Raw genomic sequence first — 291 nt, forward strand, 5'->3', positions numbered from 1 at the left:
GCTTCAGCATCAGTTGTTCATTACCGATAACAATTTCGCCCTGACTGGGTTTTTCCAGCAAATTAATGCACCGCAGCAAGGTGCTCTTGCCCGAGCCACTGGAACCCAGGATAGAAATCACATCGCCCTTGGCAGCCTTTAACGTGACCCCTTTTAATACGTTCAGGTCGCCGTAGGATTTGTGAATATCGATCAGTTCCAACGCCAGATTCGAAGTACTCATTCCAGACTTCATCCTCGTAAAATGGTCAGTGCCGCGACCGACACTCTTGTTATCCTTCCATATTCAAT

The 291-nt window shown here is 47.4% G+C and carries 1 protein-coding gene; it reads right to left on the reverse strand.

Features of this window, described 5'->3' with window-relative positions:
- Positions 1–223: ATP-binding cassette domain-containing protein (locus Q4563_RS19015; RefSeq protein ID WP_303605623.1), on the reverse strand; the 223-nt coding region annotated here is incomplete at its 3' end.
- Positions 224–291 lie beyond the last annotated feature (68 nt).

The organism is Gilvimarinus sp. 1_MG-2023 (assembly GCF_030548285.1).